Raw genomic sequence first — 26,975 nt, forward strand, 5'->3', positions numbered from 1 at the left:
TCGACGCTACCCCCGCTCGCCGCGGACGCCGTGGCGGTGAACCGTTGCTGCCTGGCGCTCGCGCCACTGTTGGCCCGGCTGCCCCGGTCGTACGTTCCCTGCATGATCGTGATCGCGCCCGTGCTGATCGGGCTGGCCTACGCCGCGCTGAACTCGTTGATCCCCGCCGTGCACCGCCGACCCTTCAACGCGGTCCTGGTCGCCGGCGCGGGCGCCGCCTACCTCAGCGGCGGTTTCGGGCTCTGGGAGCTGCTGTTCACCGCGGCCATGACGTACGTCGCCTTCCGCGGGCTGCGGTCCTGGCGGTGGATCGGCGTGGCGTGGCTGATGCACACCGTCTGGGACCTGCTGCACCACCGCTACGGCGAACCGATCCTGCCGTTCGCGGCGCACTCCTCGCTGGGCTGCGCGATCTGCGACCCGGTCATCGCCGCGTGGTGCCTCGCCGGCGGGAGGTCCGTACCGGAGCTGTGGCGGCTGTGGACCCACCGGACGGTGGGCCGTCGCACCGCCACGGGCGACGCGGCGTAGGACCGGAGGCGGCCGTTGTTCCGGCGGGCGAGCGTCCTCGACGTCGGCGGGGGCGCGGCCCACCAGTCGCTGCCGCTGCCCCGGCTCGGCTACGACGTGACCGTCCTGGACCCGTCGCCGGTCATGCTCGCCAAGGCCGACCGCCGGCTCAGCCGGGTGTTCCACCTGATCGGGCGGGCCCGGCCCCCTGGCGGGCGGCGGCAAAGCCTGACTAAGGTCAGGCATATGAACTCGGAGCTCATCGCCACCGTGCGGCGGTTCAACCGGACGGTCACCCAACGGGTGGGCGCGCTCGACGACCAGTACATGTCCCGTGACCGACCGCTCGCCCAGGCGCGGCTGCTGTGGGAGATCGGCCCCGACGGCGCCGAGATCGCGGCCCTGCGAGCCCGGCTCGGCCTGGACTCCGGGTACCTCAGCCGGCTCCTGCGCACCCTGGAGGGCGACGGACTCGTGAGCGTCGGCCCGGCCGACCGGGCCGGCGGCGACGGGAGGGTACGTGTCGCCGCCCTCACCGACGCCGGGCGGGCGGAGTGGGCGGAGCTGGACGAGCGGTCCGACGAGCTGGCCCGGTCCATTCTCGAACCGCTCACCGACCAGCGCCGCGAGCGCCTGGTCGCGGCGATGGCGGAGGTGCAGCGGCTGCTCGTCAGCTCGATGGTGGTCGTGCGGCCCTGCCCACCCGGAGATCCCCGGGCCCGGGCGTGCGTGCGGGCCTACGCCCACGAGATCGCGCAGCGCTTCGACGGCGGGTTCGACCCGGCCCGGAGCAAGCCGGTCCGCGACGAGGACCTCGTCCCGCCCGCCGGCGTGTTCCTGCTCGCCACCCTCAACGGCGAGCCGGTCGGCTGCGGCGCGATCAAGCTCCACGCCGGCGCGCCCGCGGAGATCAAGCGGGTCTGGGTGTCCGACACCGTCCGGGGGCTGGGGGTCGGCCGGCGCCTGCTGGATCAGCTGGAACGGTACGCCGCCGAGCGCGGCTGGAACGCCGCCCGGCTGGACACCAACCGCAACCTGACCGAGGCGATCGCCCTGTACCGCGCCGCGGGCTACCGGGAGATCGCGCCGTACAACGACGAGCCGTACGCACACCACTGGTTCGAGAAGACCCTGACGCCGGTGACGTGACGGCTGCCCATACCGGCGCGGTACGACCCGAAGAGTATGGTCAGCAAATCCATTGATCTCAATATGCTGTCCGCAGTCTCGAATCAGGTGGGCCCACGAGGCGCACCGGTCCTGATGCGGAGGAATCCATGGTTCGCTGGCGTACCCTCACCGGCCTGTTGGCCACCGCGTTGGCCGCGGTGACCGCGGGCAGCCTCACTCTCGCCGCACCCGCCGTCGCCGACCCCGCGCCGATCACGCCGAACGTCGTCGGCGGCACCCGTGCCGCACAGGGCGAATTCCCGTTCATGGTGCGACTCTCGATGGGCTGCGGCGGCGCGCTGTACAGCCCCCGCCTGGTCCTCACCGCCGCGCACTGCGTCGGCCGTACGGGCACCAACACCAGCATCACCGCCACCCTCGGCGTGGTCGACCTCCAGTCGTCCAGCCGGATCCAGGTGCGGTCGAACTACGTCTACCGCGCCCCCGGCTACAACGGCAGCGGCAAGGACTGGGCGCTCATCCGCCTGGCCACCCCGGTCACCGGGCTGAGCACCCTGAAGATCGCCAACACCACGGCCTACGACAACGGCACGTTCACCGTCGCCGGCTGGGGCGCGGCGACCGAAGGCGGCGGGCAGCAGCGCTACCTGCTCAAGGCCACCGTGCCGTTCGTCAGCGACGCCACCTGCAACGCCAACTACGGCGGCGACCTCATCCCCGCCGAGGAGATCTGCGCCGGGTACGCCAGCGGCGGCGTGGACACCTGCCAGGGTGACTCGGGCGGGCCGATGTTCCGCCGGGACGCCTCCAACGCCTGGATCCAGGTCGGCATCGTCAGCTGGGGCAACGGCTGCGCCCGGCCGAACTACCCCGGCGTCTACACCCAGGTCAGCTACTTCTCCTCGGCCATCGCCTCGGCCGCGGCGAGCCTCGGCGGCTGACACGCAGGGACCTGACGGGCGGCCCGGTGTACGACCAGCCGGGCCGCCCTCGCGCGCGCCGCGTCGACGGGCTCCGGCGTCAAGCGGGCCGCCCGTCTGAGGTCGTACCCGCCTCCTAGGCTCGGCTGGTGATCGTGCACGAGTTGTCCCGCGGCGACGCTCGACGCCTCGCGGTGCGCGCCCAACTGCTGGACGCCCACCGCCCGAGCGGGATGTTCGACGTCGTCCGCCGGTTGACGCTGCTGCAGAACGACCGGACGGCCGCCGTCGCGCCCAGCGCCGATCTGGTCCTGTGGAGCCGTCTCGGCTCCTCGTACTCGCCGACGCAGCTGCGCGACGCCCTCGACGAGCAGACCCTGCTGGAGCTGCACGGCCTGATCCGCCCGCCGGAGGACCTCGCGCTGCACCGGGCGGAGATGGCCGAGTGGCCCGGCCGTCCGCCGCTGCGCGACTGGCAGGAGGGCCTGCGGGACTGGGTGGACGCCAACCGGGGCTGCCGGCTGGACATCCTCGCGCGGCTCCGCACCGACGGTCCGCTGCCGGCGCGCGAGCTGCCCGACACGTGCGTGGTCCCCTGGCGCTCCAGCGGCTGGACGAACGACCGCAACGTCCGGAAGATGATCGACTTCCTCGTCCAGCGGGGCGAGGTCGCGGCCGCCGGCCGGCGGGGCGCCGACCGGCTGTGGGACCTCGCCGAACGGGTCTACCCCGACGAGGTGGTGCCCTACGAGGAGGCGCGGCGGATCCGGAACGAGCGGTGGCTGCGCGCGCTCGGCATCGCACGCGCCCGGGCCCCGGAGAGTGCGGGGGAGCCGAACGACGTCGGTTCGGCGGGCGAGCCCGCGGTGGTCGAGGGCGTGAAGGGCCGGTGGCGGGTCGACCCCGAGCTGTTGGACCGGACGTTCACCGGCCGTGCCGCGCTGCTGTCCCCGCTGGACCGGCTCGTCTTCGACCGCCGGCGGATGACCGAGCTGTTCGAGTACGACTACCAGCTGGAGATGTACAAGCCGGCCGCCAAGCGCCGCTGGGGCTACTGGGCGCTGCCGATCCTCTACGGGGACCGGCTGGTCGGCAAGCTCGACGCCACCGCCGACCGCAGGGCCGGTGTGTTCCGGGTGGACGCGATTCACCAGGACGTGCCGTTCACCAGGGCGATGACGAACGCGGTGCGGCACGAGATCGAGGAGCTGGCGGACTGGCTCCGCCTCACCCTGGCCCTGGCGCCCTGAACGCCGCCGGGGCTCGTCCCCGGTGGCGCGCCGGGGGTCAGGCCCGGTCGGCGACCATCACCTGGCTGTGGCGCAGCGACCTGGCGCGGACGGGCGGCAGGGCCAGCGCCCGCGCCGTGTCGAGCAGGTTCTCCTTCCTGGTCACCCGGTAGCCGTGCCGGGTGAGCAGGGCGGCCATGGCGGCGGGCGTCCAGGTCGAGCGCCACGGCTCGTTGGCCCAGACGCTCGCCCGGCCGGTGGAGGCGGTCAGCAGCCGAGCGACCGCCCGGCCCAGGGCGGTGGAGACGGCGGGGCTCTGGAAGTTGACGATCAGGCGACTGCCCGGGGCGGAACAGGCGGCGAGCTCAGCGACCGTGGCGGCCACCTCCGCCTTCGTCAGGTACGGCACGACGCCCTCCCAGAGCCAGGTCGTGGCGAGGTCGGCCCGGTGCCCGTGAGCCGCCAGCGTCTCGGCCAGCCGGTCGCGGCCGAAGTCCACCGGCACGAACGTGGGCGGCGCGCCGGGCAGACCCACGGCACGGTCGCGCTTGTCCTGCTGGGTGGCCGGCTGGTCGGCCTCGAAGACCGTCACCCCGGCGAGTTCCGGCATCCGCCAGGCGCGGCCGTCCAGCCCCGCGCCGAGGATCACCAGCTGCGGAGACGGGTGGGCGCGGATCGCGTCGTCGATGGCGATCGTCCGGGGCGCCATCAGCTCGGCGGCGGCGCGTACGGTCTCGTAGTCGAGCCGCTGCTGCCAACTCTGGGGTGGGACACCGGCGCGGGCCCACTGGACGGCCGCCCGCTCGTCGGCGCGCAGCAGGGGCAGGGCGGTCGGGTCCGCGAAGCGGCCGGGAGCGATGAGCCCGTCCGCGGCGGCGCGACCCTGGCACACCAGCACCGCCGTGCGGCTCGCCCGCGGCGTACTCGACATCGAGTCCTTCTCTCCCGCGGGGACGTCGGCTCCGCGCTCGACGGTAACGTCGGGCACGGTCCGGCGCCGCTGACATTTGTCACGGGGGAGGGGCCGCGACGGATGCCCGCCGCCCGGCGGGTCCGTCAGCCGTCGATCCGGGTGATGTTGCGGATCTTGTTGGCGGCGTCCAGGGCCGCCACCTTGTACGCCTCGGCCAGCGTCGGATAGTTGAACACCGCGTCGACCAGGTAGTCGACGGTGCCCCCGCAGCCCATCACCGCCTGCCCGACGTGGACGATCTCGGTGGCCCCGGTCCCGAACACGTGCACCCCGAGCAGCCGCCCGTCGTCCGGCGAGACGAGCAGCTTCAGCATGCCGTACGAGTCACCCACGATCTGGCCGCGGGCCAGCTCGCGGTAGCGGGCGATGCCCACCTCGAACGGGGTCGAGCTGTCGGTCAGCTCCTCCTCGGTCCTCCCCACGAAGCTGATCTCCGGGATCGTGTAGATGCCGATCGGTTGCAACTCGGGCATGGCACGCACCGGCTCGCCGCAGGCGTGCTGAGCGGCCAGCCGGCCCTGCTCCATCGAGGTGGAGGCCAGCGCCGGGAAGCCGATCACGTCACCGACCGCGTAGATGTTGTCGACCGCCGTGCGGTAGGTCGCGTCGACCTGGATCCGGCCCCGGTGGTCCGCCGCCAGGCCGGCCGCCTCCAGCGCCAGGTCGTCGGTCTGGCCCTGGCGGCCCGCCGAGTACATGACCGTGTCGGCGACGATCTTCTTGCCGCTCTTGAGGATGCACAGCGCGGCGGTCTGGTGCTTCTCCACCGCGGCGACCTCCTCGCCGAAGCGGAACGTCACCGACAGGTCCCGCAGGTGGTACGTGAGCGACTCGACGATCTCCTCGTCGCAGAAGTCGAGCATCCGGTCGCGGCGTTCCACCACGGTCACCTTGGTGCCGAGGGCGGCGAACAGGGACGCGTACTCCATGCCGATCACGCCGGCGCCGACCACGACCATGCTGCGGGGCACGGCCTGGAGGTTGATGACCCCGTCGGAGTCCACGATGGTCCGGTCGTCGAAGTCGACGCTGTCGGGGCGGGCCGGCCGGGTGCCGGCGGCGATGACGATCTTGTCGAAGGTGACCCGGGACTCCCGGCCGGAGCCGCCGTCGACCCACACGGCGTGCGCGTCGGCGAAGCGGCCGGTGCCGGTGATCATCGCGACCCGGTTGCGGGCCAACTGGTTGCGGATGACGTCCGTCTGCCGGCTGATCACGTGCTGGGTCCGGGCGGCCAGGTCGCTGACCGTGATCTCCTCCTTGACCCGGTAGCTGCTGCCGTAGAGGTCGCGCTGGCTCAGGCCGGTGAGGTAGAGGACGGCCTCGCGCAGCGTCTTCGACGGGACGGTGCCGGTGTTGATGCACACCCCGCCGATCATGTCGCGGCGGTCGACGATGCCGACCCGCCGGCCGAGCTTGGCCGCGGCGATCGCGGCCTTCTGACCGCTCGGCCCGGAGCCCAGCACCAGCAGGTCGTAGTCGTACACGATCCTCAGCCTGGCAGCATGTCCCGGCGCGCGCCAGAGGTGCCCGACGGCTGTCCCGGGCCCGTCGGTCGGGCCGGCGGCTCGGCCGGCCGGTCGACCAGCGCGGCCAGCTTCTTCGGGGCCAGGACGCAGTAGCTCTCGGTGAGCAGTTCGCCGACCTCGGCCCAGTCGACCCCGTCGTCGAGCAGCATGCCGACGACGTCGGCGCCCCAGTCGGGCTTGAAGAACGGGTGCCCGCCGGCGAGCAGCCCGGCGATCTCGTCGCCGGGGGAGCGGAACGTGAGCACGCAGATCGGCTCGTCGCTGGCGGCGGCGCGGGCGTAGGCGGCCTGGTGGTCGGGGTCGACGGTGAGCACGTGGGCGAAGGTCCGCTTGCGGATCCGCCACCGGGTGCCCACCCAGGCGGGCTCCTCGTAGGCCTCCGGCAGGCCGAGGCAGACGGGCCGGAGCCGAGCGAGGATCTCGGGTGGGACGTCGCCAGGATCGGTCACCCGCCGGACGTTACGCCGCCCCTCCGACAGGTCCGCACGATCGCCGTACCCCCGGACCGGCGCGGATGGTGGGTGCCGGACACCGGGGCCGACGATCGGCGGGCTCCCGTCGAACCGGACGTCGGCCCCGGTGTCCGGCGGCACTGTGACCGCCCGGGTCAGAACCGCAGCCTGCGCAGGTAGCGGTAACCGACCTCGGCCGTCTGCTGCGGCGTCACGTCCGGCGTGTCGTTCTCGACGATGTACTCCAGCACCGGGTGCTTCCGGAAGATCCGCCCGAAGTCGATGGTCCCGGTGCCCAGGTCGGCCATGTCGCCGGTGGACCCGTCCCGGTCCTTGACGTGGTACTGCAGGACCCGCTGCGGCGCCGAGCGGATCACGTCCAGCGTGAAGCCCTCGGGATCCGCGATCCCGTCGCCCGAGTTGATGCCGCCGGTGACCGCCCAGTAGAGGTCGACCTCCAGGTGGACGAGCCGGGGGTCGAGTTCCCCGGTCAGCACGTCCCACGGGCGCCGGCCGTTGCCGAGGTCGATGGTGAACTCGTGCGCGTGGTTGTGGTAGCCGTAGCGCAGGCCGGCCGCCCTCGCCGCGGCGGCCTCGACGTTCATCTGCTCGGCCCAGCGCTTCCAGTCGTCCGCGTTCTCCGAGTACAGGTACGGCACCACCAGGAACCGCTGCCCCAGGGTGACCGCGTTCTCAATCTTCTGCGCCAGCTCGGCCGGACTGGCGCTGATCCCGTCGTGGCTCGAGCTGGCCCGGATGCCGATGCCGTCGAGGAACCGGCGCAGCTGGGCGGCGGTCCGACCGAAGTAGCCGAGCGCCAGCTCCACGCGCGGGTATCCGATCCGGGCGAGGTGGGCGAGGGTGGCGTCGTAGCCGGGCGGGCCCGACAGGGCGTCGCGGACCGTCCACAGCTGGATGCTGATCAGGCCCGGGGGCACGTGGCGCCGCCCGGTGGGGTGGCCGGTGGCCGCCGCGGCCGTCGCGCCGACGCCGGACGATGCGAGCCCGATGCCGGCGAGGGTGGCCAGTGAGCCGCGCAGGAGGCTGCGCCGGTCAACGGAGCGCCGCAGCGCGGCCATTCCGTCGTGTCCGTAACACATCGGCTTCTCCTTCTCGAGGATGACGCGACGCTACAAAAGGCATCTGCCGATGTCCATAGCTTTCATCGATGAGGGAGAGACTTTCCTCCGATAGCGACGAAAGTGGCCCGAGTGGACCGTCCGGTCAGTCCACGACCTCGACGGTGTCACCGACGCTGATCGTGGCACCGTCGCGGGAAGAGCCGTCCGGGTCGGCCCGCACCACCATCTGCAGACCGAAGAGGAGCTTCTGGCCGACGTTGCGCCGTGCGGCGAGCGTGCGCAGCGGCTCCCGCCCCCGCTCCCCGGTCTCCTGGTCGATCGTCGCGACCACACAGCGGTCACACTCGCCGACGCCCTGGAACACGGCCCCGCCGATCCTGATCCGCCGGCCGACCCACCCGGCCTCGGCCCACGGCGCGGCGCCACCGACCACCAGGTTGGGGCGGAACCGGGTCATCGGCAGCGGCCACTCGGTGCTGCCCGACTCCAGCAGCCAGTCGTTCAACGCGTCCAGCGACGCGGTGCTGGCCAGCAGCAGCGGAGTGCCGTCGGCGAAGCTCAGCTCGGCGCCGGAGCCGGCCGGAACCGGCCAGGGAACGAGGTTGCGGGTGGGGTCACCGAGCCAGACCAGCCGGGCGGCGCGGCCCAACAGCCGGCGGAGCCAGTCGTCCGCCTCGGGGCCGGCGGCGCGTACCGGTGCGGGTGGTCGCGCCGGGAACACCCGGACCTGGATCGTCTCGCCGCCGGTCGGTTCGGCCAGCTCGAGCGGGGCCAGCCCCGGCGCGTCCAGGGTCAGCCCGCCCGGCCGGGAGACCGCCCGCAGCGTCACCAGCTCCCGGTGCTGGCGCTGGGTGAGGCCGACCCCGTGGTCGTCCACGACGAGCCAGCGCCGGTCGCCGTCGAGGCCCCAGGGCTCGACCCGCGCCGTGTCGCGGTCCATCCGGCGGCACCCCTTCACGGGGTACGTGTGAATCGCGGCGACTCGCACCCGGCCAGGATGACACGGCGCGCCGTGACGCCGCTACGGCCGCTCGTCATCGTCGGCGGCACCGGTACCCGTGCCGGCCAGCTGGTCGCGGCGACGGATGAGGTACGCCGTCTCGGCGGTGTTGCCCGCCAGCTCGATGGCCCGGTCGTACGCCGTCCGCGACGCCTCGCTGCGGCCCAGCCGGCGCAGCAGGTCGGCGCGGGTGGCGTGGAAGGCGTGGTAGCCCTCCAGCGGCAGACGGTCCACCGCTGCCAGGGCGACCTCCGGGCCGTCGAGTTCGGCGACCGCGATCGCCCGGTTGAGCCGCACGATCGGCGAGGGGTCGAGGCGGAGCAGCTGGTCGTAGAGCGCGACGACCTGCGACCAGTCGGTGTCGCGCACGTCGCGGGCGTCGGTGTGGAGGGCGTTGATCGCGGCGAGGATCTGGTAGCGCCCTGGCGCCTGGCCGGTGGCGAGGCGCGCGCGGACCAGGGCGTGGCCCTCGGCGATCAGCTCGCCGTCCCAGGCCCCGCGGTCCTGTTCGGCGAGGGTGACGAGCTCACCGCTGGCGGACACCCGGGCGGCCCGGCGGGCCTCCGTCAGGAGCATCAACGCCAGGAGCCCGGCGACCTCGCCGTCCGCCGGCAGCAGGGCACGGACCAGCCGGGTCAGCCGGATCGCCTCGGCGGTCAGGTCGGCGCGGACCGCCTCCTTCCCGGGGTCCGAGGCCAGGTAGCCCTCGTTCAAAATCAGGTAGAGGACGGCGAGCACCCCGGTGACCCGGGCCGGAACGTCCTCCCGCAGCGGCACGCCGTAGGGGATCCTCGCCGCCTTGATCTTCGCCTTCGCGCGGGTGATCCGCCGGCCCATGGCGGCCTCCTGGACCAGGAACGCGCGGGCGATCTCGGGCACGGTGAGCCCGCCGACCATCCGCAGGGTCAGCGCGATCCGCACCTCCATGGCGAGAGCGGGGTGGCAGCAGGTGAAGACGAGACGCAGCCGGTCGTCGTCGATGGCGCCGAGCGGCTCGGGGGTGGCGGACAGCATCAGCGCCTCCTTGTGCTTCTCGTCGCGCCGCGCCTCCCGCCGGATCCGGTCGATCGCCTTGCGCTGGGCGGTGGTGGTGAGCCACGCGCCGGGACTCGGCGGGACCCCGTCGACCGGCCAGCGCTCGACGGCGGTCGCGAACGCCTCGGCGGCCATCTCCTCGGCAATGTCGAGGTCGCCGAGGCGCCTGGCCAGGGTCGCGACCACCCGGGCCCACTCCTCGCGGTGGACCCGGCTGATCACCTCGCCGACGTCGCCCATCAACCCAGGAACGGCCGGAGCTCGACCCTCCGGTTGCAGTGCTCCGACCCCAGGGCGGCGAGCCGGAGCGCCACGTCGAGGTGGGGGGCCTCGATGATCCAGAAGCCGATGATGTGCTCCTTCGACTCCACGTAGGGCCCGTCGGTGAACACCGGCTCCCCGCCCCGGCCGTCGACGACGGTGGCCGAGCCGGGCGCCGCGAGGCCGCCGGCGAAGACCCAGTGGCCGTCGGCCTGGAGCTGCGCGTTGAAGACGTCGATCGCGGCCATCTCCTCCGCGGTGGCGAGCTCGCTCGTGTCGTGGAGCACCGAAATCAGGTACTGCGGCATCGGGTCATCTCCTGTCGTCGTGGGCTGCCTCGGGCCGCCTCTCACCCCTGCTACGAACGCCGTCGCCCCGATCCGACACGCTCCGCCGAGAATCCTGACGGATGCTGACCGGCGTTCGGTCTCACGCCGGGAAAGACTCTCCCGCGCTGCTCAACGGAGTGCCGTCCAGCGCCGTGTCCGTCAGGGTCATCCGCAGCCGTACGTTGATCTCGGTCCTGCTGTGCGGCCACCGGGTGAGCTGGAACAGGATGAACCCGCTCCGGTGCTGCCCCCGCACCATCTCACCCATCGGCCGGCTGTCGATCCCCTCGAAGAGCCAGGCGTACACGCCCTGCACGTCGCCCTCCTGCCAGCCCTTCAGATCGGCCGCGTGCGCTCCCAGGGCAAGCTTCTCCGCCAGGTACGGCGGGTCGGCGAAGCTCCGGAAGTCGATGTCGAGGCGATCGAACCGGTGTCCTTCGCCGAACTGCCAGTGGGCAACGACCTGGCTGACGCCCTGCGCCACCGGTCGGGCCTCCAGAATCCACCCGTACTCGTCCATGAACGGGGCGTGCCGCTTCAGCCACGTCCGCTCATCCGCCTGCCGCACCACCCAGGGGAGGGGGATCTCCGCCAATTCGGGCCACTCGACCTCGGGGCAGTCCCAGCCGCCGATCCACGACCGGACCTTCTCCCGGTTGGCAAGGAACCTCTCCCTGAGCGCGTCGACGTCCTGTCGCTGCAATCGGCGAAACATCAACCTGCCTCCTCCGCACGCCGCTCCTCTGTAGAGTCTCGCAGCCGCGCGGGACCAACCGCCTCACCGCTCAGCGGGTGGGCGTGATTCCCCCGCCCGACGGCTCGCCGGCGGCGGGGCCGCGGTCCTCGAACGCGTAGGTGGTGGTCAGGCCCTCGGGCAGGTCGGGGACCAGGGCGTTGGTGCCGTCCACCGTCTGGACGTAGCGCCGACCCTGGAACAGCGAGTAGGTCCCGTCGGCCTCCTTCTCGATGGTGAAGAGCTGCGTCTGCTGGGCGGGATCGCACTCCCGGCCGCGGACGCTGCCCGGCGCGGCGTCGTGCACGACCGTCATGCAGACCGGGCCGGCGGCGCCCGGCGTGGCCAGCATGATCCGGAACTTTCCCCCCTCGGGGCGCAGGACCCACCGGGCCCGGTCGTCGATGCCCTGCTCGGTGGTGGCCCGCACCCGGTCGCTGTCCCGGTCGACGGCGAGCGCGGCCCCGCCCATGCCGGGCACCACGATCCGGGTCTGCCGACGGCCGGCGAGGATCTCCTGTTCGGTGGAGGCGGTCCTGGAGGGGGCGACCGACGCCGGTGCCGGGCCGACCGGGCCGACGCCCTCGTCCGGTGTCTCCACCTGGTCCCGCGTCTGCAGCAGGGCGGTGCCGCCGGCCACCACCAGCACAGTCAGCGCAGCACCGGTGGCGGCGGTGCGGCGCCGCCGCCGCTCGCTGCGCCGGCGCAGGGTCGGTGCCGGGGGCAGCGTCGTGACGCGCCGGACTTCCTCGGCGATCGCCCCGAGGTCGTCGTGAGGATCAGCCATGGTGGGTCTCCTCGTGGTGCGTCTCGGTCAGAAGCTCGGCCATCGCTCTCCGGCCTCGGGCGAGGTAGGTCTTGACGGTTCCGACGGGCGCCTGCATCTCGGCTGCGACCTCGGCGACGCTGAGGTCGTTCAGGTGGTAGAGCACGATGGCGCGGCGCTGGTTGGCGCTCAGCCGCTGCAGCGCCTGCAGCAGGGCGACGTGGTCCTCGCTGAGCCCGGGCACGGTCTGGTCGACCGCGGCGCGGCGGTGCGCGCGGATCCGGTTGAACGTCTTGCGCCAGCTGCTCACCGCGATCCGGGAGGCGACCCGACGGACCCAGGCCTCCGGGCTGTCCGCCTCCCGCACGGTCCGCCAGCGCTGCCAGGCCCGCATGAAAGCCTCGGCGACCGCGTCCTCCGCCTCGCCGCGGTTGCCGGTCAGCATGTAGACGTGACCGACGATCCGCCCCGCGCAGGCCGCGTAGAGGGCGTCGAACTCCTCTGCGTCACCCATCTGACCGGCCCCCGAGCCTCGTACGGTGGTCACTGCGGCATGCAACAGGGGAGGCGGTCGGGGTCGCATCGCGCGGGCCGGAATTGTGACCACGGTCACAGAGTCGATGATCAACCCGTCGGCCCGGCCAGGCGTCATCGTCCCGTCCGGGAGAGGCCCGTGGCGGAGAGGACGATGTGCGACGACGGCAACGACGCTCCCTGGCAGCCGGAGCGCTCGCGACCGCGCTGTCACCGAAGAACCTCGCCACCGTCCGGGCGACCTACCGGAGCCAGTCCACCGCCGCGACCGCCGTCCGCTTCCACCGTGCGGCGTCCCCCGGCGGCGCCGGCCCGATCGGTTCGAACACGTCGTTCGACCTGCCGTTCCGCGCCACCGAGTACTACAACACCGACGGCGGCATTGTCTGGACGTCCACGTTCGTCGAGGGCGACAACCTCACCACGCAGGAGTCCACCTTCACGGCGGGCAGGACGTACGCCCAGACCTGGAACGCCGCCCCCTTCGGGCCCACGGTGGGCGGCGCCCCGGCCCTGACCCCGCTCGGGTACGCGGGCCGCGACGGCGACACCATCTCGGCCGCGTCGCCGCCCCTGTTCGGCGACGCGACCGGCCGCCCCGCCAGCCGCGACGACCTGCCGGTCCACCTCCGGCTGTCCCGCAACGGCACGGAGATCGCCACGGCGGACAGCGCGTACGCGGACTTCCCGGTGCCGCCCGGCAAGGCCACCTACCGCCTGGAGGCAACCGTCACCCGCGGCGCGCCGGACACCCTGTCCACCTCGGTCTCCGTGGCCTGGACCTTCACCTCGGCCCACACGGTGAAGCCGGAGCGGCTGCCCCTGACCACGGCCCGGCCGATGCCCGCCCTCGACGACACCAACACGGCCAGGGCCGGCACGACGATGACCCTGCCCGTGGCGCTGGACCGGCTGGCGGGCTCCACGGCCGCTCCCGGCCGGACGCTCGGCGTCTCGGCCTCGTTCGACGACGTCCGGACGTGGGTCGCGTTGCCGGTGCACCGGGGTGCCGCCCTCGTCCGGCACCCGCGGCGGCCCGGCTTCGTCTCGCTGCGCCTCACGGCCACCGACAGCGCCGGCAACACGGTGACCCAGACGATCCAGCAGGCCTACCGGATCGCCTGACGTGCGGCCGGGCCCGGGGCGGCGCCCAAGACAGCGCCGCCCCGGACCGCGCCCCGGTGCGCGCCGTCCGGGGCCCGCCTGCCGTACGGTGGCTGCCATGACGGAGGCATCGGCCAGAGCCCACGTCGCGCGCTTCAACACGGCGGTCACCAGCGGTGACTGGGCGGCGTTCCTCGACGCCCTGCATCCCGACGCGGTCATGACCTTCGTCGGGCGGGCCGTCGGATCACAGCGGGGCCGCGACGCCATCGCGGTCGCCTACGCCGAACACCCGCCCGACGACACCATCCGGGTCAGCGGCATCCGTTCCGACGGCGACGGCGACGTCGTCACCTTCGCGTGGTCCCGCGGCGGCACCGGCACACTGACCCTTCGCTACCGCGGCGACCAGGTTGCCGAGCTGGTCGTCCGGTTCGACTGACACACCTTCACCCCGATCGCCGGTGCCGACCCCTACCCGGCGACGTGCTCGGTGCCGGGCCGGGGCTCCAGAACCACCACAGCGGTCTCGGACGGCCGCAGCGCCGCGAACGCGTCGAGCTTCGCGTCGATCTCGCGCCAGCGGGCCCACAGCCGCGACCGCTCATCGCCCGTCGCGGCGCGCCCGCGCACGAGCCGCCGCCCGCCGACCAGGTCGACAGCCGTGTCCGGATGCGCCTGCAGGTTTAGCCACCAGGCGGGCTCGCCCTCACCCCAGCCGTTCATCGCCAGCGTGAACAGATTCGGCCCGTCCTCCAGGTACGCGACGATGACGCTGCGCTGCTGCCCGCTGCGCCGCCCGGTCGTGGACAGCCGCAGGGTGCCCCACCGGTCGGCGCGGGGTCGCCAGAGGACCCGTCCCCGGAAGGCCCGATACAGACCCCGGTGCACCGACCAGGCCAGCCGGATGAACCAGCGCGGCGGAAGCTTCGGCTTCCCTGCCCGATTATCGACCGACATGACGACCTCCAACGCCGACAAGGGCGATCGTACGAACAGGACGCCGGCAGCGGTCTCGGGCGGACCGGCAGCGTCGACTGGCCGGTCGTCCACCGCGCCGCGGTGCCGTCGTCAGCCGATCAGTTGGCGGCTGACGACTCTGTCGGTGCGGCGGCTCAGCTCCCGGTCGAGGGTTTCCTGCGCGTAGCGCATCGCCTCGGCGTACCGCGGTTCGGCGAGCCGCCGCATCCCCTCAGCGGTGCGACGTCCTCGATCGCTGCGTTGATCGAAGTGCGTAGCGAGCAGACCCGCGGCTTTAGCCGTGGGGTTAGCGTGTCATTTTTGGACGGGCAGTAGATAGCACGAGGTTGTATATTGCGCGGGTGTCCGTTGCCCTGCGGTCGAACAGCAACGTCGTGTTCCAGTGCGCTTTCCACGTCGTGTGGTGCCCGAAGTACCGACGCCGGGTGCTCGGCGGCCGGATCGAGGAGCGGTTGAAGCAACTCATCCGTGAGGTGGTGGAGGAGAAGGGGGCGTGGCTGGTGGCGTTGGAGGTCATGCCCGATCAGGTGCACTTGCTGGTTGAGGTGGATCCGCGGTTCGGTGTCCATAAGCTCGTCAAGGCGGTCAAGGCACGGACGTCTCGGGTGCTGCGTGAGGAGTTCCCGTCGCTGCGTTCTCGGCTGCCGACCTTGTGGACGAACTCGTACTTCGTGGCGACCACCGGCGGTGCCCCGCTGGCAGCGGTGAAGGAGTATGTCGAGCAGCAGAAGGGCCGCTGAATGCTGACCGGCCGCCGCTATCTCCTCGCCTTCACCGACGAGCAGGCCGCCTACGCCGAACAGGTCGGCGCGGCGTGTCGGGCGGTGTGGAACACGGCGTTGGAGCAGCGCCGTGAGTACCGCCGCCGCGGCGCGTTCATCGGCTACAACGAGCAGGCCGGGCAGATGGCCAAGGCGAAGAAAGATCCGGACTGCGCGTGGCTGGCCGACGCGCCGTCGCACACGTTGCAGCAAACCCTGCGGGACCTGGACCGGGCGTGCAAGACGCATGGCACGTGGAAGGTGCGCTGGCGGTCGAAGGCCCGCACGGCCCCGTCGTTCCGGTTTCCCGACCCCAAACACATCGCGGTGCAGCGGTTGAACCGCAGGTGGGGTGAGGTGCGCCTGCCGAAGTTCGGGCCGGTCAGGTTTCGGTGGACCAGGCCGTTGGGTGGCGCCGTCCGCAACGCCACGGTCTTGCGTGACGGCGGACGCTGGTACATCTCGTTCTGCGTCGAGGACGGCAGGAGCGAGGTTGCCCCGAACGGTAAGCCGCCGGTCGGTGTGGACCGGGGTGTCACCGTGGCTGTGGCCACCTCGGACGGGGGGCTGGACGAGCGGGAGTTCGTCACCGCGGGCGAGGCGGCCCGGCTCAAGCGGTTGCAGCAGCGCATTTCCCGGTCGCTGCGGGTTCATGGCCGCAACCGCGGATCGAGACGTCGCGACGCTACCCGTGCGCAACTCGGCCGGCTGAATGCCCGTATCCGGGCCCGCAGAGCTGACTTCGCCGCGCGGACCGCCGTGCGCCTGGTCCGCGAGCACGGCATGGTCGCTGTCGAGGGCCTGCGGATCAAGAACATGACGGCCAGCGCGAAGGGCACCGTTGAGCAGCCCGGCCGTAACGTCCGCCAGAAGGCTGGCCTGAACCGGGCCATCCTCGCCAAAGGGTGGGGCGGATTCCTGCTCAAGCTCGAACACGCCGCCCGCTACCACGGAGCAAAGATCGAGAAGGTCAACCCGGCGTACACGTCGCAGACCTGCAACGCCTGCAAGCATGTCGCCTCGGAGTCCCGCGAGAGCCAAGCGGTCTTCCGATGCGTCGCCTGCGGGCATCAGGACCACGCCGACGTGAACGCGGCCAAGAACATCCTCGCCGCCGGACTGGCGGTAACAGGGCGCGGAGACCGAGCCGCAGGGCTGTCTGTGAAACGCCAACCACCCGAACGGCTCGCGGCGTGAACGCGCCTCAGCCACGGGAATCCCCCGCCCTTCAGGCGCGGGGAGGAAGTCAACCACCAGATGTTGCCGAATCGGCGCCGGATGGCTTCGCCGGACCCACCTGCGGTCTGCCGGACACGACCCTGTTCGCGCCGAACTCCTGGACAAAGATGCACCTGGGCTGGACAACACCGGTCGTCGTGGAGGCCGACGGCTTCTACGACATCCGGCGGGCCGACACCACCGGGGATTCCTTCATCCTGTAGGACCCCGACGACGGCACCAAGAACTACTTCAAGGTGGAGAACCGCGAGCTGACGCCAGGCACCTACGACCAGGGCGCCAGTGACGCCGGGCTCGTCATCTGGCGCGTCAACGACAACTCGTTGAACGTCGCCAACGGCCTGAGGCCGATCGAGCCGATGCTGCCCGACGGCACCACGACCCCCACGAACAACTACGGCAGGTCGAGCCGGGACGCCTGGGATCCCTCCGACCCCAACACTCCGCAGCGGACGATCGCACGGGAGTGGGCCGACGAAGCGATGACGGCCAGTCGTTGATCGCGGCTGTCGGCTACGTCCACGCCACCCGTGTCCTCGGGCGGCTCGGGTTCGTCGCCGGCCACGAGGGAACGAAGCTCAATCTGCGATGAGCGGAAGCTCGACCGGATCGGCCGCGGCGCCGGCCGGCGCGGAGTGCTGCGGCGCGGGACGGGCCGGCAGTCGCGAGTGCCTGTGGTTGCGCACGGCGACTTCGCAGGTGACAAGGCGGACCGGCGCGGGCGGTACGGCGAACGGTCCCGGCCCCCAGCGCACCCAGAGCGCGACCCGGCCGGCGGCGGCCTCGGCGAGCAGCTTCTGCACCGTGCGTCGGCGGTCTGTGCGGTCCACCTCGATCACGACGGGATGAGCGGCGGGACGAGCGAAGGCGACGTCTACGACCGAGTGCCGGTTCTGGTACGGGGCGGGAAGCGGGACGACGCTTGTGGCGCGTCGGTACACCCGAAAGCCCTGGGCCGTACCCCACGCGGCGACCGCGTCGACAAGCAGCGCGGTGACCTCGTCGGTCGACCGGTCCGCGAAGGTCAGTGCGTCCAGGTTCGCCGCGAGCGAGGCGGCGAGCGCGTCGTCGTTCACCGTTCACTCCGATTGCCGCGCGGGACGACCAGCCTGGACCTTGGGTGACGAGGATCGCCTGCGCCCGGTCCCGGAGGCTCAGCTTACCCAGCAGCCGGCCGGCGTGGGTCTTCAAGGTCTCGTCGCCTGACCACGAGCCGCTCGGCGATCTCGGGGTTGGGCAGGCCCTCGGCGAGCAGGCACAGACATCGCCGTGGGGGACACCGAGCGGGACGGGCTCGTCACAGATCTCGGTCAGGTCACGGCTGTTCAACACGTGTTGCGTCTATGAACACGCTCGTCACATGATTTGCGACACATCGAGCGCAACTCGTGTTGACCGGAGGTCGGCGTGACGGTTCGACGGATGGACGTGGCCCGCCTCGCGGGCACCTCACCAGCGGTGGTGAGCTACGTCCTCAATGGCGGGCCGCGCCCCGTGTCGGCACAGACTCGGGCAAAGGTGCTCGCCGCGATCGAGCAGCTCGGCTACCGCCCCAACGGCATCGCCCGGTCGCTGCGGATGAGCCGCACCATGACCCTCGGCCTGGTCATCCCCGACAACGCGAACCCCTACTTCGCCGCGCTGGCCCGCGCGATCGAGGAGGAATCGTTCGCGAAGGGCTACACGCTCCTGATCGGCAACGCCGCCGAGAACGACGAGCGGCAGACGACCTACGTACGCACCTTCCTCGCCCGGCAGGTGGACGGGCTGTTCATCGTCCCGGCGCACGGGCCGGCCGGGTTCCTCCCCGACCTGCAGCGCTCGCGCACCCCCTGGGTCTCGCTCGACCGCCAGGTGCCGGGCGCCAGCGCCCCCAGCGTGCTGGTCGACAACCGGGGCGGGGCCTACCTGGCGACCCGGCACCTGATCGAGCACGGCCGCCGCCGCATCGCCTGCATCGGCGGCCCCGAAGACGTCATGCCGGCCCACGACCGGGTGAGCGGCTGGCGGGACGCCCTCTCCGACGAGGGGGTCTCCCGCCGCGCGATGTCGGTCGTGCAGTCCGCGTTCGGCCGGCGCGCCGGCTACCGGGCCGCCCGCGAGCTGCTGTCCCGGCCCGAGCCGCCGGACGCCATCTTCGTGGCCAGCGACGAGCAGGCCGTCGGGGTGCTCCGTGCGATCAGCGAGACCGGCCGGCGCTGCCCGGACGACGTCGCGGTCGCCTCCTTCGACGGCATCCCGGGCGCCGCCTACTCGACCCCCGCGCTGACCACCATGGCGCAGCCGTTCGCCGCGATCGGCCGGGCCGCGCTGTCCCACCTGCTCGCCCAGCACGAGGGCACGACCAGCCCGACCGACGTCCTGCCGGTCGCGCTGGTCCGGCGCGGCTCGTGCGGATGTGCGGATCCACCCGGCGGTGACGCGCCGAGCGAGGGAGACCCGTCATGAGCCGCGTCGTGGTCGTCGGCAGCGCCAATCTCGACCTGGGGGTCGCCGTGCCGCACCTGCCCGTGCCGGGTGAGACCGTCCTCGGCGACGACGTCGCCGCCCGCCCCGGCGGCAAGGGCTCCAACCAGGCCGTCGCGGCCCGCCGGCTGGGCGCCGACACGCTGTTCTTCGCCGCGGTCGGCGACGACCGGTTCGGCGCCGACGTGCGCGCCGCGCTCACCGCCGAGGGACTGCCGCCCGACCATCTGACCACCGTGGCCGGCGTCGCGACCGGCGTGGCGCTCATCGTCGTCGACACGGACGGCGAGAACACCATCGTCGTCGCGCCCGGTGCGAACGCCCGGCTGACCGCCGACGCGCTGGCCGCCCTGCCGGCCACGCTGGGCCCCGACGCGGTGCTCGTCCTGCAGCTCGAGATCCCGCTGGCAACCTGCCTCGCGGCGGCCCGGCACGCCCGCGACGCCGGCGCCCGGGTGCTGCTCAACGCCGCGCCGCTGCCCGACCCGGTTCCGCCCACAATGGCCACCCTGCTGCGCCACGTCGACGTGCTGGTGGTCAACGAGGGCGAGGCGCTGCGCCTGGCCGGCGTCCCGACCACGGACTGGGCCGCCCTCGCCGCCCGCCTGCGCACGCGCGGCCCGGCCGCCTGTGTCATCACGCTGGGGGAGCGCGGCGCGGTGCACGCCGACGCGGCGGGCGCCACCGCCCACCCGGCCTTCCCGGTCGACGCGGTCGACACGACCGGCGCGGGCGACAGCTTCGTCGGCGCGCTAGCGGCGTCGCTGGCCGACGGTCAGAGCCTCCCCGAAGCGGTACGCCGCGGCTGCGCGGCAGGAGCGCTGGCGACCACCCGGATGGGCGCACAGCCCGCGCTGCCCACGAGAGCCGACCTGGACCGGCTCCGCGCCACACTCCCGGAGGCCAGCCATGCGTGACACGGGCCTCTGGCACCCCCGGCTCGCCGCGCTGGTCGCCGCAATGGGCCACACCGACACGATCGTCATCGCCGACGCCGGCCTGCCGGTCCCGCCCGGCGTCGAGAGCGTCCACCTCGGCGTCGCCCGCGGCGTCCCGACCTTCCTGCCGGTGCTCGCGGCGGTCACCGCCGACCTGGTCGTCGAGGAGGCAACGGTGGCCGAGGAGTTGAGCGACGCCGACATCCTCGCCGGCCTGCACGCCGGGCTCGCCGGCATCCCGGTGAAGACGACCAGTCACGACGACCTCAAGGCGGCCTGCCGCAGCGCGTGCGCCGTCGTCCGTACCGGCGAGGCGACCCCGTTCGCCAACGTCATCCTGCGAGCGGGGGTTCCCTTCTGATGACCGACTTCCCGAGCGACTACGAGGAGCGCGTCTACGCCGGCGTGCTCGGCAAGGTGATCGCCGTCTACCTCGGCCGGCCCTTCGAGGGCTGGCGCTTCGAGCGGATCCAGGCCGAGCTGGGCGACATCACCGGCTACGTCAACCACCGCACCGACCTCGCGTTGAAGAACCACCTCCTGGTGGTCACCGACGACGACATCAGCGGAACGTTCATGTTCCCCCGGGCGCTGCGCGACCACGGCGCCGAGCCGACGTCGGCCCAGATCGGGGAGACCTGGCTCAACGAGATCGCCGAGGGGCAGTCGGTGCTGTGGTGGGGCGGGGTGGGCAACTCCACCGAGCACACCGCGTACCTGCATCTCAAGGACGGGGTCCGCGCGCCGGACAGCGGGTCGATCGCCCGCAACGGGGTGGTCGTGGCCGAGCAGGTCGGCGCGCAGATCTTCGTCGAGGGCTTCGCGATGACCCGCCCCGGCGACCCGGAGGCGGCCGCCGAGCTGGCCGAGCGGGCCGCCCGGGTGAGCCACGACGGTGAATCGATCCACGCGGCGCGGGTGGTGGCCGCGCTGGTCTCCGGCGCGTTCACCGAGACCGACATGGAGCGGCTCCTCGACACCGCGGTTGCCCTGATCCCGAAGGACAGCCTGATCCACCGGGTCATCGCCGACGTGCGGGAGTGGACCGCCGCCGACGAGGACTGGAAGACCACGCGGGCCCGGATCGACGCCCGCTACGGGTACGACAGCTACGGCGGCAACTGTCACGTGGTGCCCAACCACGCCACGGTGATCCACGCGGTGGCCCGCAGCGGCGGCGCGTTCCTGCCCGCCATGACGGTGGTCAACACCTCCGGCTGGGACACCGACTCCAACGCGGGCGACGTCGGCGCGATCTGCGGCGTGTTTGGCGGCCTCGCCGGCATCGACGGCGCCGGGCCGGACTACCGCGGGCCGGTCGCCGACCGGATGTACCTGCCGAGCACCGACGGCGGGTCGACGGTCACCGACGTGGCCCGGGAGGCGCTCACGCTCGCCCGCCACGGCCGAGCCTGGGCGGGGCAGCCGGAGCGCGACCTGACGAAGAACGGCGCCCGGTTCCACTTTTCGCTGCCGGGCAGCGTGCAGGGGTTCACCGTCCTGTCCGGCACGGCCCGGGTGCACAACCCGGGCGGGCGGCTGGCCGTCGAACCGACCACCCCCGCGGTCACCGTCGCGACGCCGACGTTCATCCCGCCGGAGGCGCGCGCCATGCCGATCTACGGCCTGATCGCCAGCCCCACCCTCTACAGCGGACAGACCGTCCGCGCGCGGCTGCGCGTCGGAACGGGCGTCGAGGTCCGCCCGGTCGTCGGGCACTACGCCGACGACGGCGACACCCTGAGCTGGGTCGAGGGGCCGGCCGCGGCCGGCGACGAGATCCGCTGGACGGTGCCGGACCTCGGCGGCCAGCCGGTGACCTACGTCGGCCTCCGCGCCACCGGCGCGGTCGAGCTGGAGTCGCTGACCTGGGACGGCACACCGACGCTCACGCTGACCCGCCCCGCCACCGCCGGGACCGGGCACGGCACCCCGGCCGACGCGATGTGGCGGCGGGCCTGGGTGAAGACCGTCGACCGCTGGGACCCGCACTGGCCCGAGCCGTTCCGGATCGTGCAGAACCGTGGCACCGGCCTGCTCGTCCAAGGCGAACGCGGTTGGCGCGACTACACCGTCCACGCCGACGTCACGCCCCACCTGGCCGAGGCCGCCGGCCTCGCCGTGCGGGTGCAGGGCCTGACCCGGTACTACGCGCTGCGGCTCGCCGGCCGCGACCGGGTCGAGATGCTCCGCCACGACACCGTTCTCGCCAGCCGCGACTTCCCCTGGGAGTACGGCGCCACCTACCGGCTCGCCGTCCGCGCGGCCGGCACCCGACTCACCGCCAGCGTCGACGACGAGGTGGTCTTCGACCTCGACGACGACGCGCTCACCTGCGGCGGCGTCGCGCTCCTCGTCACACAGGGGCGCGCCGCCACGCAGTCCGTCCGCATCACCCCCATTCCCGTTGAGGAGACATCGTGACCGCTTCGCTGAGTCGCCGGCGGTTCCTCGCCGGTGCGGGCCTGACCGCTCTCGGTATCACCACCCCCAGCCTGCTGCTCTCGGGCTGCAGCGGTGACAGTGGCGGCGGCGCCGGCAACGGCACCGGCAAGGTCGACCTGTGGCTGGACATTCAGGGCGACGCCAACCAGAAGTACTTCACCAACAACGTGGCCGCCGTCTTCGAGAAGGCCAAGCCGCAGATCGACCTGAACACCACCTTCTACAAGGGCGAGGACCTGCGCCGCCTGGTGCAGACCGCGTTGCAGTCGCGCTCGGGCCCGGACATCGTGCGCGGGCCGAGCGCCACCCAGACGATCGCGTGGAGCAAGGCTCACGTGCTGGCCGACCTGACCCCGTACGCCGAGAAGTTCGCCTGGAAAGACAAGCTGTCCAGCTGGGCGGTCGAGGCGTTCACCACCGACGGCAAGCTCTACGCCCTGCCGATGCGCGTCGACACCATGCTGCTCTACTTCAACAAGACGCTGTTCGCGCAGAAGGGCTGGCAGCAGCCGACCGACCGGGCGTCGCTGGAGGCGCTCGCCACCGAGGCCGCCGGCCAGGGCATCGTCCCGTTCGGCTCGTCGAACGTCGACTGGAAGGCCGCCGGCGAGTGGCTGATGACGGTTTTCTGGAACCACTACTCCGGCCCCGACGCGCTGCGTCAGGCGCTCTCCGGCGAGATCAAGTTCACCGACCCGGTGTTCGTCGACGCGGTCGCGCTGATCAAGAGTTACTTCGACAAGGGCTGGATCGGCGGCAGCGTGGAGAAGTACTTCTCCGTCCCGTCCCAGGAGATCGGCGCCAACTTCGGCAAGGGCACGGTCGCGATGGTCCCGCAGGGCAACTGGTTCATGAGCCAGGTCGGCCAGTACTTCGGGGCGAAGGCCAAGAACGAGAACGACTGGGACTGGATGCCGGTGCCCGCGCTGCGGCCCGAGGTGAAGTATCCGCTGTTCGAGATGGGCATCGGCGGTTCGCTGGCGATAAACGAGGCGAGCAAGAACAAGGACGCCGCCGCCGAGTACCTCAACTGGTACTACGGCGATCGGACCGCCGCGCTGAAGCGGATGGCCGAGGTCCCCTCGACGTACAACATCCCGATCGACTTCGCGGACGGCGACGTCCCGTCGAGCATCGACCCGCGCGCGGGCCGGGTGCTCACCTCGCTGAACAAGGCGGTCGCCGACGGCCAGTACGGCTTCGTCACCTGGACCTGGTGGCCGCCGAAGACCGACGTCTTCGTCTACGAGGGCCTGGAGCAGGTGCTGACCGGCAAGCTGACGCCGGCCGCCTACTGCAAGCAGCTCGACCAGATGTTCACGGAGGAGAAGGCCATCGGCAACCTTCCGCAGTTGCCCGCCAAGGGGTCCGGGAAGTGACCGCCACCGCCGCGCCGCCGACCGCGTCCGGCGCCCGCCGCGCGCGGTTGCGCGCGGCGGTGGTCGGCTGGGCCTTCCTCGCGCCGCTGCTGGTGCTCAACCTGCTCGTCGTGCTCGGACCGTCGGTGGCCACCGTCTACTACTCGTTCACGGACTGGTCCGGGCTCGGGCCGGCCACCTTCATCGGCCTCGACAACTACGTCAGGGCGTTCGGCGACGCGAAGGTCCACCAGGCGCTGCTGCACAACCTCGTCTGGTTCGTGCTGTTCCTGACCGTGCCGATGGCGATGGGTCTGCTCGGCGCCTACCTGCTCAGTCAGGTCAGACGGTTCCAGATGCTGTTCCGGGCGCTCTACTTCATCCCGTACGTGGTGGCCAGCGTGGTCAACGCGGCTGTGTGGAAGATGCTGCTGTCGCCGACCAGCGGTATCACCCACCAGTTCGGCATCGACCAGTCGTGGTTGGGTGACACCAGCACCTCGCTGCTGTCCGTCAACTTCGTCGTGGACTGGCACTGGTGGGGCTTCCTCGCGGTCATCTTCCTGTCCGCGATGCAGGGCGTCGACCCGGCGCTCTACGACGCGGCCAAGGTGGACGGCGCCAGCCGCTGGCAGCAGTACCGGAACGTCACGCTGCCCGGCATCCGGCCGACGATGGTGTTCATCGTGCTGATGACGGTGATCTGGTCGCTGAAGGCGTTCGACTACATCTTCATCATGACCCAGGGCGGGCCGGCCGGGTCCAGCGAGGTCGTCTCGACACTCATGTACAAGCAGGCGTTCAACGAGTACTCCGCCGGCTACGCGGCCGCGCTGGGCCTGTCGATGACGCTGGTGACCGCGGTGATCCTCGCCGTCTACCAGTGGATGCGGAAGAAGGGATGGGAGGACGAATGACCGCCACCACCGTCGACCGGCCGGCGCCCGCCGGAGTCGCCCCGACCGCGCCGGCACGCGGCCGCCGTCGCCTGCGGCTCACCGGGGGCACGCACTATTTGGTGCTGATCGTCCTCGCGCTGTTCGCGATCGGGCCGCTCGTCGCCGTGCTGTTCAACGCGTTCAAGAACAACGCCGAGATCGGCTCCAACCCGCTCGCGCCGCCGACCTCCTTCAGCCTCGACAACTTCGTCGACGCCTGGACCCGCGGCGACTTCGCCACCACGATGCGCAACAGCCTGATCATCTGTCTGGGCTCGGTGCTCGGCACCTGCGTCGTCGCCGGGCTGGCCGCGTTCGCGCTCAGCCAGCTGCGCGTGCCCGGCGGCGGGGCGGTCGTCGCCTACCTGTTCCTGGGCAGCGCGCTGCCCGTACAACTGTTCCTGGTGCCGCTGTTCTTCCTCTGGACGCAGCTGCACCTGACCGACAACCTGTTCGGGCTGATCGTCATCTACTGGGCGACCGACGCGCCGTTCGCGACGCTGCTGCTGCGGTCGTTCCTCTTGAAGATCCCGAAGGACTTCACCGAGGCGGCCCGGCTCGACGGCGCGTCCAGCCTGCAGATCGCCTGGCGGGTGGTTCTGCCGCTGGCCTGGCCGGGCTTCCTCACCGTGGCGCTGATCGTCGCGCTCTGGTCGTGGAACGAGTTCTTCTGGGCGATCACCTTCATCCACACGCCCGAGCTGCGGCCGGTCTCGACGAGCTTCCTCGCCTTCCAGGACCAGTACTCCACCGACTGGGGCCTGACCAGCGCCGCGGCGATCTTCATGCTCGGGCCCGTGGTGCTCCTGTTCCTGGTGCTGCAGCGCAAGTTCGTGAGCGGCCTGACCTCCGGAGGTATCAAGTGAGCCGTCCCAACATCATCCTGATCATCGCCGACCAGCTGCGGCGCCAGGCGTTGGGCTGTTACGGGGACCCGAACGTGAGCACGCCGCACATCGACGCGCTCGCCGCCGCCGGCACCCGGTTCGACGCCGCCTCGTCGACCTATCCGGTCTGCGTTCCGTACCGGTTCTCGCTGATGACCGGCGAGTACGCGCACACCCGCTTCATCCCGTCGATCGAGTGGCGGATGTCGCCGGCGGAGCGGACGCTGGCCGACGAGCTGAACGAGGCCGGGTACGCGACGGCGCTGTTCGGGAAGTGGCACCTCTACGGCAACTTCGGCCACTACCCGGGGCACAACGTGGTGAAGGCGTCGCGGACGCCGGTGCCGCGGCCCTTCCAGGGGCGGTTCCAGCGGTTCGGCGGCTTCGACATCTGCAACGACCCGTGGGACACGTACTACTGGAACGAGGACGACCCGACCCCGCACAAGATCGACGGCTTCCAGACCGACGGCCTCTTCGACCTGGCCATCGCGCACCACCGCGAGGTCGACGGACCGTTCGCGACGGTGCTCTCGGTCGAGCCGCCGCACCCAATCTTCACCGCGCCGGAATCGTATCTGGAGCGCTGGCGGGACCGGGAGATCGTGCTCCGGGACAACGTCGAGCTGGGCAAGGAGTACAACAAGCGCGGACCGCACGGTCGCGACCTGATCGACGACCTCCGCGTCTACTACGCGATGATCGAGAACCTCGACGACAACATCGGCCGGCTGGTCGCCGCGCTGCGGGAGAACGGTCAGCTCGACAACACCGTCATCGCGCTCACCGCCGACCACGGCGAGCTGCTCGGGTCGCACGGCCTACTGGCCAAGCAGCGACCGTGGGAGGAGTCGCTGGGGGTCCCGCTGATCGTCTCGGGTGGCCCCGCCGTCGCCGCCACGGTGGCCGATCCGGTCTGCACCGAGGACCTGTTCCCCACGCTGCTCGGGCTCGCCGGGGTGACGCCCGCCGGGCCCAAGCCCGGCCTCGACCTGAGCCCCGTGGTGCGGGGGGAGTCCGGTGGTGTGCAGCGGGAGGGCGTGCTGCTCGAGTTCGTCGCGGAGATGCGGCCCGGGCTGCCCTTTCACGACGAGACCTGGCGCGGCATCCGAACCCGGCGCTACAAGTACACGGTCCTCGGCGACGCGCACGGCGGCCGGCCGTGGCAGTTCTTCGACCTGGAGAACGATCCCTACGAGATGACCAACCTGGTCGACGACCCGGCGCACGCGGCCGAGGTGACCCGCCACCACGCCCTGCTCCGCGACCGCCTGGTCGAGACCCACGACCACTACGTGCTCGCCCCCGCGTTCGGCGCGCCGGGCCTGAACGAGTGGGACCCGGAAGCCAAGTTCCAGCGCCGCTTCGGCTGAC

30 protein-coding genes are annotated in these 26,975 nt (G+C 72.0%); 18 read left to right on the forward strand and 12 right to left on the reverse strand.

Annotated features, from left to right (window positions below; all coding sequences use genetic code 11):
- Positions 1-102 precede the first annotated feature (102 nt).
- From ABZS80_RS17280 to ABZS80_RS17295, 4 genes are all read left to right on the forward strand, one after another.
- A complete protein-coding gene (locus ABZS80_RS17280) occupies positions 103-531 on the forward strand; it encodes a DUF6010 family protein (RefSeq protein ID WP_355056869.1) in 429 nt (142 codons plus the stop codon).
- A 15-nt stretch (positions 532-546) separates the two neighbouring features.
- Positions 547-1,659, forward strand: coding sequence for a GNAT family N-acetyltransferase (locus tag ABZS80_RS17285; protein WP_355056871.1), 1,113 nt, complete (start codon positions 547-549; stop codon positions 1,657-1,659).
- Between the two features lie 128 nt (positions 1,660-1,787).
- Positions 1,788-2,582, forward strand: a complete 795-nt coding sequence (locus ABZS80_RS17290; RefSeq protein ID WP_355056873.1) for a serine protease — start codon at positions 1,788-1,790, stop codon at positions 2,580-2,582.
- A 128-nt stretch (positions 2,583-2,710) separates the two neighbouring features.
- Entirely contained in the window at positions 2,711-3,811 is a 1,101-nt protein-coding gene (locus ABZS80_RS17295) for a crosslink repair DNA glycosylase YcaQ family protein (RefSeq protein ID WP_355056875.1), read from the forward strand.
- Positions 3,812-3,848: 37 nt separating this feature from the next.
- Here the strand turns inward: ABZS80_RS17295 and ABZS80_RS17300 are convergent, their stop codons facing one another.
- The 10 genes from ABZS80_RS17300 to ABZS80_RS17345 all read right to left on the reverse strand — a co-directional run bounded on the left by ABZS80_RS17300 (position 3,849) and on the right by ABZS80_RS17345 (position 12,464).
- A complete protein-coding gene (locus ABZS80_RS17300; protein WP_355056876.1) occupies positions 3,849-4,721 on the reverse strand; it encodes a class I SAM-dependent methyltransferase in 873 nt (290 codons plus the stop codon).
- 125 nt (positions 4,722-4,846) lie between these two features.
- Positions 4,847-6,250 carry a Si-specific NAD(P)(+) transhydrogenase gene (gene sthA, locus ABZS80_RS17305; protein WP_355056878.1) on the reverse strand — a complete coding sequence of 468 codons (1,404 nt, stop codon included), beginning with the start codon at positions 6,248-6,250 and terminating at the stop codon, positions 4,847-4,849.
- A gap of 5 nt (positions 6,251-6,255) precedes the next feature.
- Entirely contained in the window at positions 6,256-6,741 is a 486-nt protein-coding gene (locus tag ABZS80_RS17310) for an MmcQ/YjbR family DNA-binding protein (protein WP_355056880.1), read from the reverse strand.
- A gap of 158 nt (positions 6,742-6,899) precedes the next feature.
- Positions 6,900-7,844, reverse strand: coding sequence for a sugar phosphate isomerase/epimerase (locus tag ABZS80_RS17315; RefSeq protein ID WP_355056882.1), 945 nt, complete (start codon positions 7,842-7,844; stop codon positions 6,900-6,902).
- A 124-nt stretch (positions 7,845-7,968) separates the two neighbouring features.
- The gene (locus ABZS80_RS17320) at positions 7,969-8,814 is read right to left on the reverse strand and encodes an MOSC N-terminal beta barrel domain-containing protein (protein WP_355056884.1); all 846 of its coding nucleotides are present in this window, start codon (positions 8,812-8,814) and stop codon (positions 7,969-7,971) included.
- 33 nt (positions 8,815-8,847) lie between these two features.
- Complete coding sequence (locus tag ABZS80_RS17325) at positions 8,848-10,101, reverse strand: DUF6596 domain-containing protein (protein ID WP_355056886.1); 1,254 nt, start codon at positions 10,099-10,101, stop codon at positions 8,848-8,850.
- Positions 10,101-10,430 (reverse strand): YciI family protein, encoded by a 330-nt coding sequence (locus tag ABZS80_RS17330; protein WP_151464065.1) that lies wholly within the window; start codon positions 10,428-10,430, stop codon positions 10,101-10,103. Before ABZS80_RS17330 ends, ABZS80_RS17325 begins: the two co-directional genes overlap by 1 nt.
- Before the next feature lie 121 nt (positions 10,431-10,551).
- Positions 10,552-11,166: a hypothetical protein gene (locus tag ABZS80_RS17335; protein WP_355056888.1), complete on the reverse strand. Its 615-nt coding sequence runs from the start codon at positions 11,164-11,166 to the stop codon at positions 10,552-10,554.
- Between the two features lie 70 nt (positions 11,167-11,236).
- A complete protein-coding gene (locus ABZS80_RS17340) occupies positions 11,237-11,971 on the reverse strand; it encodes a hypothetical protein (RefSeq protein WP_355056890.1) in 735 nt (244 codons plus the stop codon).
- Positions 11,964-12,464 (reverse strand): SigE family RNA polymerase sigma factor, encoded by a 501-nt coding sequence (locus ABZS80_RS17345; protein ID WP_151464068.1) that lies wholly within the window; start codon positions 12,462-12,464, stop codon positions 11,964-11,966. The genes ABZS80_RS17340 and ABZS80_RS17345 overlap by 8 nt, the downstream gene beginning before the upstream one ends.
- A 176-nt stretch (positions 12,465-12,640) precedes the next feature.
- Between ABZS80_RS17345 and ABZS80_RS17350 the strand changes: the two genes are divergently transcribed.
- Positions 12,641-13,609 carry a hypothetical protein gene (locus ABZS80_RS17350; protein ID WP_355056892.1) on the forward strand — a complete coding sequence of 323 codons (969 nt, stop codon included), beginning with the start codon at positions 12,641-12,643 and terminating at the stop codon, positions 13,607-13,609.
- A gap of 97 nt (positions 13,610-13,706) precedes the next feature.
- The gene (locus ABZS80_RS17355) at positions 13,707-14,030 is read left to right on the forward strand and encodes a nuclear transport factor 2 family protein (RefSeq protein ID WP_355056894.1); all 324 of its coding nucleotides are present in this window, start codon (positions 13,707-13,709) and stop codon (positions 14,028-14,030) included.
- Positions 14,031-14,062: 32 nt separating this feature from the next.
- On the opposite strand, the gene ABZS80_RS17360 is transcribed toward ABZS80_RS17355, so the two are convergent.
- Positions 14,063-14,641 carry a nitroreductase family deazaflavin-dependent oxidoreductase gene (locus ABZS80_RS17360; protein WP_355056896.1) on the reverse strand — a complete coding sequence of 193 codons (579 nt, stop codon included), beginning with the start codon at positions 14,639-14,641 and terminating at the stop codon, positions 14,063-14,065.
- 269 nt (positions 14,642-14,910) lie between these two features.
- Here ABZS80_RS17360 and tnpA point away from each other — a divergent pair, with 269 nt between their 5' ends.
- From tnpA to ABZS80_RS17380, 4 genes are read left to right on the forward strand one after another with little or no spacing between them, the layout of a single operon-like run.
- Entirely contained in the window at positions 14,911-15,309 is a 399-nt protein-coding gene (gene tnpA, locus ABZS80_RS17365; protein ID WP_355056898.1) for an IS200/IS605 family transposase, read from the forward strand.
- Entirely contained in the window at positions 15,310-16,527 is a 1,218-nt protein-coding gene (locus tag ABZS80_RS17370; RefSeq protein ID WP_355056900.1) for a transposase, read from the forward strand.
- Positions 16,524-16,772, forward strand: a complete 249-nt coding sequence (locus ABZS80_RS17375) for a hypothetical protein (RefSeq protein WP_355056902.1) — start codon at positions 16,524-16,526, stop codon at positions 16,770-16,772. Before ABZS80_RS17370 ends, ABZS80_RS17375 begins: the two co-directional genes overlap by 4 nt.
- A 33-nt stretch (positions 16,773-16,805) precedes the next feature.
- A complete protein-coding gene (locus ABZS80_RS17380) occupies positions 16,806-17,069 on the forward strand; it encodes a hypothetical protein (protein ID WP_355056904.1) in 264 nt (87 codons plus the stop codon).
- A 78-nt stretch (positions 17,070-17,147) separates the two neighbouring features.
- On the opposite strand, the gene ABZS80_RS17385 is transcribed toward ABZS80_RS17380, so the two are convergent.
- The gene (locus ABZS80_RS17385; protein ID WP_355056906.1) at positions 17,148-17,645 is read right to left on the reverse strand and encodes a hypothetical protein; all 498 of its coding nucleotides are present in this window, start codon (positions 17,643-17,645) and stop codon (positions 17,148-17,150) included.
- 331 nt (positions 17,646-17,976) lie between these two features.
- On the opposite strand from ABZS80_RS17385, the gene ABZS80_RS17390 reads away from it, so the two are divergent.
- The 8 genes from ABZS80_RS17390 to ABZS80_RS17425 are packed head-to-tail and all read left to right on the forward strand — an operon-like array spanning position 17,977 to position 26,974.
- The gene (locus tag ABZS80_RS17390) at positions 17,977-19,017 is read left to right on the forward strand and encodes a LacI family DNA-binding transcriptional regulator (RefSeq protein ID WP_355056908.1); all 1,041 of its coding nucleotides are present in this window, start codon (positions 17,977-17,979) and stop codon (positions 19,015-19,017) included.
- The gene (locus tag ABZS80_RS17395; protein WP_355056909.1) at positions 19,014-19,952 is read left to right on the forward strand and encodes a ribokinase; all 939 of its coding nucleotides are present in this window, start codon (positions 19,014-19,016) and stop codon (positions 19,950-19,952) included. Before ABZS80_RS17390 ends, ABZS80_RS17395 begins: the two co-directional genes overlap by 4 nt.
- A complete protein-coding gene (rbsD, locus tag ABZS80_RS17400; RefSeq protein ID WP_355056911.1) occupies positions 19,945-20,334 on the forward strand; it encodes a D-ribose pyranase in 390 nt (129 codons plus the stop codon). The genes ABZS80_RS17395 and rbsD overlap by 8 nt, the downstream gene beginning before the upstream one ends.
- Positions 20,334-22,397 (forward strand): ADP-ribosylglycohydrolase family protein, encoded by a 2,064-nt coding sequence (locus ABZS80_RS17405; RefSeq protein WP_355056913.1) that lies wholly within the window; start codon positions 20,334-20,336, stop codon positions 22,395-22,397. Before rbsD ends, ABZS80_RS17405 begins: the two co-directional genes overlap by 1 nt.
- Positions 22,394-23,797: an extracellular solute-binding protein gene (locus ABZS80_RS17410; protein WP_355056915.1), complete on the forward strand. Its 1,404-nt coding sequence runs from the start codon at positions 22,394-22,396 to the stop codon at positions 23,795-23,797. The genes ABZS80_RS17405 and ABZS80_RS17410 overlap by 4 nt, the downstream gene beginning before the upstream one ends.
- A complete protein-coding gene (locus ABZS80_RS17415; protein WP_355056917.1) occupies positions 23,794-24,693 on the forward strand; it encodes a sugar ABC transporter permease in 900 nt (299 codons plus the stop codon). The genes ABZS80_RS17410 and ABZS80_RS17415 overlap by 4 nt, the downstream gene beginning before the upstream one ends.
- Positions 24,690-25,580 (forward strand): carbohydrate ABC transporter permease, encoded by an 891-nt coding sequence (locus ABZS80_RS17420; RefSeq protein ID WP_355056919.1) that lies wholly within the window; start codon positions 24,690-24,692, stop codon positions 25,578-25,580. Before ABZS80_RS17415 ends, ABZS80_RS17420 begins: the two co-directional genes overlap by 4 nt.
- Positions 25,577-26,974 (forward strand): sulfatase, encoded by a 1,398-nt coding sequence (locus tag ABZS80_RS17425; protein ID WP_355056921.1) that lies wholly within the window; start codon positions 25,577-25,579, stop codon positions 26,972-26,974. The genes ABZS80_RS17420 and ABZS80_RS17425 overlap by 4 nt, the downstream gene beginning before the upstream one ends.
- The last annotated feature ends 1 nt before the right edge of the window (position 26,975 follow it).

This window comes from Micromonospora sp. NPDC005305 (assembly GCF_040607315.1).
Lineage (GTDB): Bacteria > Actinomycetota > Actinomycetes > Mycobacteriales > Micromonosporaceae > Micromonospora.